Raw genomic sequence first — 10,321 nt, 5'->3', positions numbered from 1 at the left:
CCAGCCACTCGCCATCCATCAGCAGATGGCTGTCGGGATAGTTGTCATCCCAGTAGAAGCAGCCGTGCTGAATGGGCAACAGCTCATCGTGGGTAAAGCGATCGCGGGCCGCCAGCCAGGGGCTGCGGTTGTAGAGTTCGCTCACCCAATGGTAGGCCGCCGCTGCGGTGCGTTTACCCGCAGCGCGGGCCAGATGGAAGATGGAGTCATGCAGACTGAGGCGACTCACCCCGTTGTGGGTGATGCCGCTCACCACCGGCGGCACGCCGGTCAGGATGCACTCGTAGAGGGGCCGGGAGAGAGACGGCAGGGCAGCATTCAGGGTCGTATGCAGGCCCCGCCCCGCCTCCACCATGCCACCGAGGTAGCCCATGGTGTGGGCTACCTCGGCTGCCAGACCATCCACAAGTACCACTATCACCTTGTGTTGCACTGGATTCCCTTACTGCATGTTGATCATGACGGTTTCTTGCCACTGGCGCGGCAGGGCTTTGGAGCTCTGCTCCCAGGCGGCGTGATCCTGCACCGGCTTGGCATTGGCGTACTGCTCGGCTGGCAGCAGCTTGGCCTTCACGTCATCCGGCAGAGTCACGTTGCTGCGGATCGGGCGGGCGTAGCCGCGGGCCAGGTTGATTTGACCGGCATCGGAGAGGATGTATTCCCGCGCCAGCTTGGCGGCGTTGGGGTTCTTGGCCCACTTGTTGATGATGGTGGTGTAACCGGCGATGACGGAGCCGTCACTCGGGATCACCACATCAAACTTCTTGGGGTCGATCTGGTCGCGGTAGTTGAGGGCGTTGAAGTCCCACAGCACACCCACTTCCACCTCGCCCTTCTCGATGTTGGCGATGGTGGGATCGTTCAGGGAGAGACGGCCCTGCTTGGCCAGCTGACCGAACAGCTCCAGTGCAGGTTTCAGATTCTTCTCGCTACCACCGGTGGCATAGGCCGCCGCCAGCACGCCGTTGTTGGCCTGAGAGGCAACGCCCACGTCACCCAGGGTCACCTTGTAGTCGCCACCCAGCAGGGACTGCCAGCTGGTGGGGGCGGCCTTGACCAGATCCTTGTTGATCAGGAAGGCAATGGTGCCGGTATAGGCCAGCATCCAGTGACCGTCCGCATCCTTGGCCCAGTTGGGAATGTCAGCCCAGGTGGAGGGTTTGTAGGGTTGGGTAACCCCCTGCTTGACCGCAACCGGACCGAAGGCGCCGCCCACATCGCCGATATCGGCGGTGGCATTGGCCTTCTCGGCGGCGAACTTGGCGATCTCCTGCGCCGAGCTCATGTCAGTATCCTGATGCTTGATGCCGTAGATGCTGCCCAGCTGCTGCCAAGTATCCTTCCAGTTGGCCCAGCTGTCGGGCATGCCGATGCTGTGGAGCTGGCCTTCGCCGCGAGCGGCCTTCTCAAGATCTGCAATATTTTCGGCGGCAAACAGCGGTTGACTGATGGCCACCAGAGCCAGTGCACTTGCGATCACGCTTTTCATCATCCCATCCCTCTGGACTAGGTCAGTTAAGGTTCGAGAGGGATGCTAGAGGGGAATTGTGACGGTGGCGGGGCGCTTTAATGGCAGTTTGATGACAATCACCCTGTCATGGCGCTGTCATCCACAGCGGTTACAACTCTGAACCCAAGTGAAGCTGGACTACTCCAGTCATCCACCTTCTGAATAAGCAACAGGGACAAGAGTGTGACCGAGCCGAGATTGAGCGAGCAGAGAGTAAACGAACAGAGCATGGCCGATGGTCGCTCATCCTCCAAGTGCGAGCAGATTTGCCAGACCCTGCGCCGCTATATCGGCAGCGGCCAATTGGGGGCCGGGCAGCAGTTGCCCGCCGAACGGGCACTGAGCGAGCGTTTCGCCACCACCCGCATCACCATCAAGGAGGCGCTCTCCAGCCTCGAAGCGGATGGCCTTATCTACCGTGCCGAGCGGCGTGGCTGGTTTGTGGCACCGCCCCGCCTCACCTACGATCCCGCCATCCACACCCACTTTCACCAGTGGATCGGCGAGCAGCAGCGCACCGCCGAAACCCGGGTGCTGGCCCACGGCAGCGAGCTTGCCAGCAGCGAGCTGTGCCGCTGGATGGGGCTGGAACCCTTCACCCCACTTTATGAGATCCGCCGCCAGCGGCTGATCGACGGCCGCCCGGTGCTCCACGTCAGCCATCATCTGCTGGCCAGCCGCTTTCCCGATATCGCCAGCGCACCGCTGGCCAGCTCCCTCACCGAGCTCTATCAGCAGCGCTATGGCATAGGCCAGGGTGGGGCGAGTCTCGAGATCACCCCCTCGGCGGCGCGCGGCGCCATCGCCCGCGCCCTCAATCTGGCGGAGGGGAGCGCGGTGCTGCGGCTGGTGCGGGTCAACTACGACGAGCGAGGCGGTCTGGTGGATTGCGATATCGAGCACTGGCGGCCGGATGCCATTCGTATCTGTCTCGATACCCGGGCGCTGCAACCCATCATCGCCACAGCGCAGCCCATGCAACTGGCAGAGTAACCACGCTCAGACTCACGAGCAGACACGGATCCCGCAGGATCCGCCGGGATCAGTTGTCGATATTGGGGATCATGTCGTCAAAGCTCTGATAGCCGCAGTCGGCCAGTTGCAGCGACATGGTGTAGGTCTTGGCGTGCTCCTGCTGGCCGATGGCGGGGCGGTTGAGCTTGATCTCCTGATGCCAGTACTCCTTCATCCGGTCGATCAGCGCCATCGCCTCCCCCTCGTTGAGGTGCAGCTGGCAGAGCGCCATATAGTTGTTCGACTTGTGCATGTTCTCCACCAGATACTCCCCCAGCACCGACATTGCCTGCCGTGCCTGCTGGCGGGCGAAACGGCTGTGCTGCTCGAAGCTGATCCGCTCGCTGATCAGGAAGTGGTAACTGTTGTCGATACCAAGCTGCAAAATGCCGAGCTTCTCCAGCTTGCGCAGATAGAGGTAGCAGGAGGCATCGGTCAGGCCGTACTCCCGCTTGAGATCGATCAGCGTCTTGTCGCGCCAGAAGATATTGGCGAGAAAGGCGTAGAGCCCCGGCTCGTTGTGAAACGCCTCATCCTGCTCCTGAGTGAAGACGGCGCGGCGGCTCTGGGCGTCCTGAGTGCGATCCAGCAACTCCTCGAACGAGAGCCCCACCAGATGGCAGATCTCCAGCAGAGTATCGAACGGCAGCGAGGGCTTGTTCATCATCCGTTTCACGGTCGCGATGGAGACACCCATGGCTTCTGCCAGGGTCTGATAGCGGATCCCCTTGTCGGTCAGGGTCTTCTTCAGGGTGTCGAGAATATTGTTGGCCAGGGTCTGGCTGTAGGTCATGCCACTCTTCCTTGTTATCGCACTTTCATTGCATGGTTATGCCGAGTCAGCTTCTGACCTGTTTTTACCTTCAAGGCTCAGATATTGACACCGAAAAAACAGCCTAGAGAAAAAATCGCCTATAACGCCCATCAGGACAGACCAGTTGAACGATGAGGTCGCAAAATCTGACACCAGACAGTGCATATCTTTCAACCCGCAAACATTTTGCTAGTGCTGCATAGAACATCGCGCATAATCGAAACGTATCGAATTCAAGACCCTTCCTGGTTGAGAAATCGATTGTTTGCTTCCAAATTTTTATCTTTTAAACCGTAAGGTTTTTTCTCTTTCCTGGCATTGGGCGGCGCTGATAGCACCGCCCTTTTCTTTTCCCTGAATTCGCAGGTCAGGTCAAGGGCCCCGGCAAGGGGAAGTGTCACCGGCTACCCGCCGCCCACTGATGCGCCAGCCACCACGACCGTTCTGGCAAGATATCCTAAACGGCCATCAATACCGTCTCATTGCCATTAAATATATTTAAATGGCCTGCTTGGAAAGCTTCGTAAAATATACGAACGAATATAATCAAGTTATTTAAAACGCCAAAAGCATATCTTTTAAATGGCTTGTGTATATAAGCAGACAAAATTAATCAGGCCGCACGCCCCATATCTGCTTATCGCGCCTCATGCCCACCCCAACAACTGCTACCGGGTAAAGAGAAAAGCCACCCATAAGAACCCACCCACTCATCTGGTGGGTAACATAGCCCACGTAAAAACAGCCTCAAAAGACCACCAAAACCCTCAATGGGAACAATCCCAAACCTCAAAAAGAGCAAAAAACAGGCAAAAAGATAGATTTTTTTCTCACGGTTTCACCTTGTGAGGCGTTCAAAAAATCATCGAAAAGAGCCTGACGCCTGTGAGTGACATCTGAGATGCCAATTTTTAGACAACTCATCACGGCTATGCTCGAATGAAAATTTAATGCCGTTACAAATCAATCACATAGAATCAAAACCGAACTCTCAGCCTGTCATTTGCCTAACCAGTTAATTATTTAAACCTCAATAAAGCTAAAACTCTAATAACACCATTTATTAAACAAAATGCCCCTACTTGCAGCCAGTCATATTTAGAAGAATGGGAAAATCACTCTCTTGTTATTCCGAAATATGCTGACTATACTGCGGCCCCTCTGTGAAAGCAGAGCAATGACGGAAATATAAAAAGCTTCATGGATTGAGCAATATAAATCACACGCAGTTCACGCAACACAAGGTTATTTATCCATGAACAAGTTTAATAAAATTGCCGCTTTCTCCCTGCTTGCTCTGGCCATGAATGGCGGCGCCCATGCCGAAGGCTGGTATGCAGGTCTGGATCTGACCACCTCCAAGATGGATCTCGATGGTGCTGCCAAAGACGCCTATGACGCCAAAGTGATCGACGACCAACTCGACGGCGGCAGCCTGATCGTGGGTTACAGCTTCAAACCCTGGCTGGCCGTTGAAGGTGGCCTGCACGCCCAACAGATGGATCAGCTGACCTGGGTAACCTCCCCGATTGCAACCGGCTTTGCCGACACCACCATCGAAACCCGCAGCATCAGCCTGGCCGCCAAGCTGAGTCAGCCGCTGGCCTGGGGCTTCAGCGCCTATGCCAAACCGGGTATCGCCTACACCCGCACCGAAGTGGAAGTTGTCGGCAACGCCACCCTCCTCGGTTTCAGCGGTCAGGTAAACGAGAGCGCAACCAAGAGCAAGGTACACCCCAATCTGGAAGTAGGTCTGGACTACGCCTTCAACGACCACTTCTCTGCCGGTATCGGTTACGAGCGCCAGTTCGACGCCCTGAGCCTGGGTGACGAGCACTACTCTCTGGATACCTTCAAGCTGGGTCTGCGCTACCACTTCTGAGTCGCGCCGCGTCAGTCACAATGCAAAAGGGCCGCAGGTTTCAAACCTGCGGCCCTTTTTACTGCTCTTCTTTCCGTACCCCGCGTTAGCAGATCTGGTCTTTACCCAGCTGCTTGGCCTGATAGAGCGCCCGATCTGCGCGCACCATCAGGCTCTCCTTCTGCTCATCCTGCTGATACTCCGCCAGCCCGAAGCTCATGGTAGCGGGCGCATGGGGGCAGATGGGCTCGCTCGCCATCAATGCCTGAAACTTGCTCGCCACCACCAGCGCATCCTCGCGGCCGGTGTTGGGCAACAACACCATAAACTCGTCACCACCCCAGCGGGCCAGCAGATCGATCTCGCGGATATGGCGACGCACCAGCGCCACTATGTTGATCAGGGTCTGATCCCCGGCGTTGTGGCCATAGCTGTCGTTGATCTGCTTGAAGTTGTCCACATCCATGGCGATCACCGTAAACGGCTGATGGAAGCGGCGCGCCCGCTCGCACTCCAGCTGCAACGCCCGCTCCAGACGATAGCGGCTGGCGGCGCCAGTCAGGGCATCGGTCTCTGCCAGCAGACGGTTCTCCTCGGCTTTCTGTTGCAGCGCCTCGTTGAGTCGCACCAGCTCGGCGGTGCGCTCGGCAACCTGCTGCTCCAGCGACTGATTGCGCCGCTCCAGCTGATCCAGCAACAACTTGCTGGCGTGGATATCGCGATGGGCACCGATCATCCGCGCCACAGACCCGTCGGGATTGCGCTCAATGATGCGGCCGCAATCCTCAATCCAGAGGTAACTGCCATCCCGGCAGCGGCAACGATACTCGGCGCGATACTCATGGACGCTGCCGCTCAGGCAGAGATCGAACTTCGCCATCACAGCCGCCAGATCGTCGGGGTGGATCACGTTCTCCCAGGTGAAGACGGTATTGCCGAGGGAGTGAGGCTCATAACCCAGCATCCGGTACCAGCCGGGGTTGCGATAGACAAAACCGGTATTGGCATGCCAATCCCAGATGCCATCGCTGGTCACCTCCAGAATGCCATGCACCACGGCCTCGCTGACATCCGAGATCCTGATCGTGTCACTGTCCTGCACCATAGCAGTTATCCTTGTTCTTCCGCCCCGCGCCACCACGGGGAATCGTGCTGTTGTCGTGAGGCGCTACCTTGGCATATTGCAACAGAACTGTCAGCCAGAACCCCACCGCACCATCGTTTTCCCGGTTACCGGCCACTCACGGCGCAGGCTGAATCAGGGTGGTCATAAGTGTGGCTCAAGCGCGCCCCATTTACCGGATTTAACTCACGATTCAGTCATTTGGGGGATGGGAATAAATGAGGGGATACCCAGAGCCCCCCACAGAGGTCACTCGGCCAGAGTCAGCCGATAAAAATCCGTCTCCTGATGTTTCGGATTGGGACGCAGAAATACCCAGCCAAAGCGCCGGTAATGATTCAAGGCCCGCACATTGGTACGACTCACGGAGAGCATCGCCCATTTACAACCCGCCCCCAGCAACTGCTGGCGAATATAGGCCTGCAACACGGCAGCCAAACCGGTGCCACGATATTCGGGGAACAGATAAATCAGCTGCACATAACCGGTCTCGGGCTCATCGGAAAAGCTGCGAAACTCCAGCTGGCCCACCCGTTGTTCACCCGCCCAGACATGAAGGTAGTGCCATTGCGCTTGCCCCAGCCTTTCGCGGATCCGCTCCCGATAGCCGTCGATAAAGTCGGCAAAACCATCATGGGTATGAAAGCTGCAAAAATAGGCATCCCTGCGCGCCTGCACACAGAGCTCGTAATCCCGCTCCAGATCGATGGTGTTAAATTCAAGTTTCAAGCAATGACATCCTGTCATGTGTGGGTTGGATGTAGGGTGTAATAAGCGCAGCGCATTACACCTTTTGGCAGATAAATAGCAGCGGTGCAATTCACTTCGTTCTTTGCACCCTACCCCTCACCCCGCCCTCTCCCGGAGGGAGAGGGAATAAATCAGCATCGGGGATATGAGGTTGGCAATCGCGTGTATATCCACGAAGCCGAATCTCCCTTCTCCCCTTGCGGGAGAAGGGTCGGGGATGAGGGGCAGGATAAAAGAGAGCGCGCGGTAAACTTTGGGCTTCGCTACGCCCAGCCACAACCTACACAATCGGTAGGTTGGTGCTGAGCCTGAGAAGCCCAACATACAAGATGTCATTATGCAGCCTGATCTGGACGTGAATCTTTCGATGCAATATTTTTTGCATCTTCTTTTCCCGCATCATCTAAGTCAGCGCCAAGAACAGAGTTAATTTTATCAGCCTTATCCGCAACAATCTGATTCGCCTTTTCATCTAGTTTCTTAGCAATCGCAGAGAAACCTGGAATTTTAGAGAGCTTCGTCACAGCATCAGCCAGTTGTGCACTTTTATCAAGCGCGTCCATAAGCGGATGATCTGACTTGTCGTAATTAGAAATTAATTTTCCTGGGTTCTCTGTATTTACAGATACGATATTGAAAAGAAGCTTGACCCTAAGTTCCTCAGATATTTTTTGGTCTTCCAGTTCATCAATTTGGTGCGATAACCCTTCAAAGGTCTTACTTACAACACCTTTGTGAGTATATTCCTCAATAAGTCTCTTAGATAATTTATAACTCTTGTTTGTTGTATATGCCAACCATAAAACAGGAATATACAATGGTAACATTGCACTTAGCAAATACGGCGTATCTTTTATAATCGTAACTAGGTCATCTTCACTAGCAAACAATCTATACGCGTTTACAGCAAAAGGAAGAAGCGATATTAAGAAAAGATAAAATATTGCCTTATTGAAGGACGTTTCATGTTTATTTTGCTCTGCTATCTCTGTCTCTATCTTATCATTGTATGCAGATGCGAGTCCTGCAGTCATTGCCTGTGGTAATAGCTTCCTAATACGTTGCAATACATCCTCATAAGATTCATTGCAGTTAGAAACATATTCTTCATACTTTAATTCAGCATCAGACTTTAACTCTTTTAAATACAAACTCGTTTTCGATTTATGGTCTTCAATATCGCCTGATAGCGTAGACAACTCAGCACGCAGCTCTTTATATGTCTTAGCTAACTTCTCACGAAGTCCTTCAACCCTAGTTGTCGTTTCACTATCGGTATCCGTACTTTCATATCCAAATATCTCGTCATGAACATTATCGATTTCTCTTTTCAACGCTGCAGATTGTGACAACAGGTTTTTTATCTTACCATGGTTTGAGTCGCACTCTTCTTTATACTCATGAATATAGTTAACCGTTTCAACAAGCGCGTCATGCTCTTGAGTTATTGCTTTTATTTTCCCAATAGCAGCAGTTGACTCATCATATGCCGTAACTAAATCTTCATACTTAGAATCAGCATTGGCTAGTAACGCCTGAAGTTTGACATGGATGCGTTCAGAAGAACTATCAATCTCACTAATACGTTCATAGGCAGATTCTGAATCTGACTTAAAACTATCAATAATGTTCTTTGCCAGCTCCGCCTCATCCTTGGCCTTTTGAGCTTTGTTCCTATACTCAGACGTTTTTCTAGATGATTGCGCCGCATCTTTTAAGCTTTCAGGCACACTCATTGCTAAATTTTTCAAATCTTCAGAGTTAGCTTTCTCATCCAATTCTTGAGTTAGCTCTGACAGCCGTTTCCAAATATATTCCTTCTCTTTATTAAAATCTGACTTATCTAATTTTTCCATATTTTCCCCTCGAATACCTATAAATGAAAGAAAATTATTTTTCATAAATGAACTCGTTTCAATCTAATCGCTCACGCCCCCAACCTCTCCGCCAATCCGGAATAACGCTCAGTCTTTTTCCGTACTGCCTGTGACAGCAGGGCGCGATCGCCGTAGAGATCGAGGCGCGCCTTGGCGCGGGTGATGCCGGTATAGACCAGCTCGCGGGTCAGCAGCGGGCTGGGGCTGTCGGGCAACACCAGCACGGTATGGGCAAACTCCGAGCCCTGGGATTTGTGGATGGTCATGGCGTAGACCGTCTCGTGGGGCGGCAAGCGGCTGGGCAACAGGGCGCGCAGGGTGCCGTCCGGCTGCTCGAACCAGACCTTGAGCCGCCCAGTTTCATCGGGCAGGCAGAGCCCCATATCGCCGTTGTAGAGGCCGACGCCGTGGTCGTTGCGCACCACCATTACCGGGCGACCGGCATACCAGTCGCCATCGCGGGCGATCAGGCCAGCCCGTGACAGGGCCAGTTCGAGCCGCTCGTTTAGCCCCAGCACCCCGAACGGGCCATCGCGCAGGGCGCAGAGGATCTGGAAGCTGTTGAATGCCTTGAATACGGCGGCGGGCGCTTCCCCCGCTCGGGCCGCCTTCAGATAGCTGCCGTAACCGGCCACCCCCTGGGCAATCAGGGCATCGTAGGCCTCCCCCGCCCAGGGGTGCAGGCTGATATCGGCGAATCCTGCGCCCCAGACTGATTCCACCGCCGTGGCATCGCCGCTGTTGCAGGCGCGCGCCAGCTGACCGATGCCGGAGTGCTGATCAAAGCGCCAGCTCTTGGCCAGCAAGCAGAGGCTGTCGCGCACCGGTGCCCCCGCGGGCGTGCCCTGCAAGCGGTAGCCGGTCTGGCGGGAGAGCCAGTCCGCCTGCGCCGGGCTGATGCCCTGTTCGATAAAGCTGCAGATATCGCCGAGCACGGCCCCCGCCTCCACCGAGGCGAGCTGATCCTTGTCGCCGAGCAGGATCAGGCGGGCGTGACTTGGCAGCGCATCGAGCAGGCGCGCCATCATCGGCAAATCGACCATGGAGGCCTCATCCACCACCAGCAGGTCGAGGTGCAGCGGGTTGCCCGCGTGGTGGCGGAACTGGCTGCGCCCCGGAATGACCCCGAGCAGCCGGTGCAGGGTGCCCGCCTCAGTGGGGATCGCTTCGACCCACTCGGGGGGCAGATCGAGGGCCTGCAGGGCAGAGCCGATACTCTCGGTGAGGCGCGCCGCCGCCTTGCCAGTGGGGGCCACCAGCCGGATCGCCGGGGCCTTGCCCGCTTGCAGGCCGGTCTCCACCAGAATGGCGAGCAGTTTCGCCACAGTCGTGGTCTTGCCGGTGCCGGGGCCGCCGGAGATCACCGCAAATG

At 55.4% G+C, this 10,321-nt stretch carries 8 protein-coding genes and 1 pseudogene; 2 read left to right on the top strand and 7 right to left on the bottom strand.

Going from position 1 to position 10,321, the window contains the following annotated elements:
- Together L972_RS22070 and L972_RS19725 are read right to left on the bottom strand one after the other, a co-directional pair.
- A pseudogene (locus tag L972_RS22070) lies at positions 1 to 433 on the bottom strand (alkaline phosphatase family protein); the annotation flags it as partial.
- Between the two features lie 9 nt (positions 434 to 442).
- Positions 443 to 1,489, bottom strand: coding sequence for an ABC transporter substrate-binding protein (locus L972_RS19725; RefSeq protein WP_047440511.1), 1,047 nt, complete (start codon positions 1,487 to 1,489; stop codon positions 443 to 445).
- A 249-nt stretch (positions 1,490 to 1,738) separates the two neighbouring features.
- Between L972_RS19725 and L972_RS19720 the strand changes: the two genes are divergently transcribed.
- Positions 1,739 to 2,503 carry a UTRA domain-containing protein gene (locus L972_RS19720; RefSeq protein WP_047440509.1) on the top strand — a complete coding sequence of 255 codons (765 nt, stop codon included), beginning with the start codon at positions 1,739 to 1,741 and terminating at the stop codon, positions 2,501 to 2,503.
- Positions 2,504 to 2,552: 49 nt separating this feature from the next.
- Here the strand turns inward: L972_RS19720 and L972_RS19715 are convergent, their stop codons facing one another.
- Positions 2,553 to 3,317, bottom strand: coding sequence for a helix-turn-helix domain-containing protein (locus tag L972_RS19715; RefSeq protein WP_005336490.1), 765 nt, complete (start codon positions 3,315 to 3,317; stop codon positions 2,553 to 2,555).
- A gap of 1,276 nt (positions 3,318 to 4,593) precedes the next feature.
- Between L972_RS19715 and L972_RS19710 the strand changes: the two genes are divergently transcribed.
- On the top strand, positions 4,594 to 5,220 hold the full coding sequence (locus L972_RS19710) for a porin family protein (protein ID WP_043821800.1): 627 nt from the start codon (positions 4,594 to 4,596) through the stop codon (positions 5,218 to 5,220).
- 85 nt (positions 5,221 to 5,305) lie between these two features.
- Here L972_RS19710 and L972_RS19705 read toward each other — a convergent pair whose 3' ends face one another.
- The 4 genes from L972_RS19705 to recD all read right to left on the bottom strand — a co-directional run.
- Entirely contained in the window at positions 5,306 to 6,304 is a 999-nt protein-coding gene (locus L972_RS19705; RefSeq protein WP_047440507.1) for a sensor domain-containing diguanylate cyclase, read from the bottom strand.
- A 267-nt stretch (positions 6,305 to 6,571) separates the two neighbouring features.
- Entirely contained in the window at positions 6,572 to 7,051 is a 480-nt protein-coding gene (locus L972_RS19700; RefSeq protein WP_047440505.1) for a GNAT family N-acetyltransferase, read from the bottom strand.
- 356 nt (positions 7,052 to 7,407) lie between these two features.
- A complete protein-coding gene (locus L972_RS19690; protein WP_047440501.1) occupies positions 7,408 to 8,973 on the bottom strand; it encodes a hypothetical protein in 1,566 nt (521 codons plus the stop codon).
- Between the two features lie 26 nt (positions 8,974 to 8,999).
- The coding region (gene recD, locus L972_RS19685) for an exodeoxyribonuclease V subunit alpha (RefSeq protein ID WP_047440499.1) at positions 9,000 to 10,321 on the bottom strand (1,322 nt) is incomplete at its 5' end.

Origin of the sequence: Aeromonas sp. ZOR0001 (assembly GCF_000801015.1) — a bacterium.
In the GTDB taxonomy this organism is placed as follows: Bacteria; Pseudomonadota; Gammaproteobacteria; order Enterobacterales; family Aeromonadaceae; genus Aeromonas; species Aeromonas veronii.
Note: the sequence above shows the minus strand (reverse complement) of the source record. Positions and strands in the feature narration are given on the sequence as shown.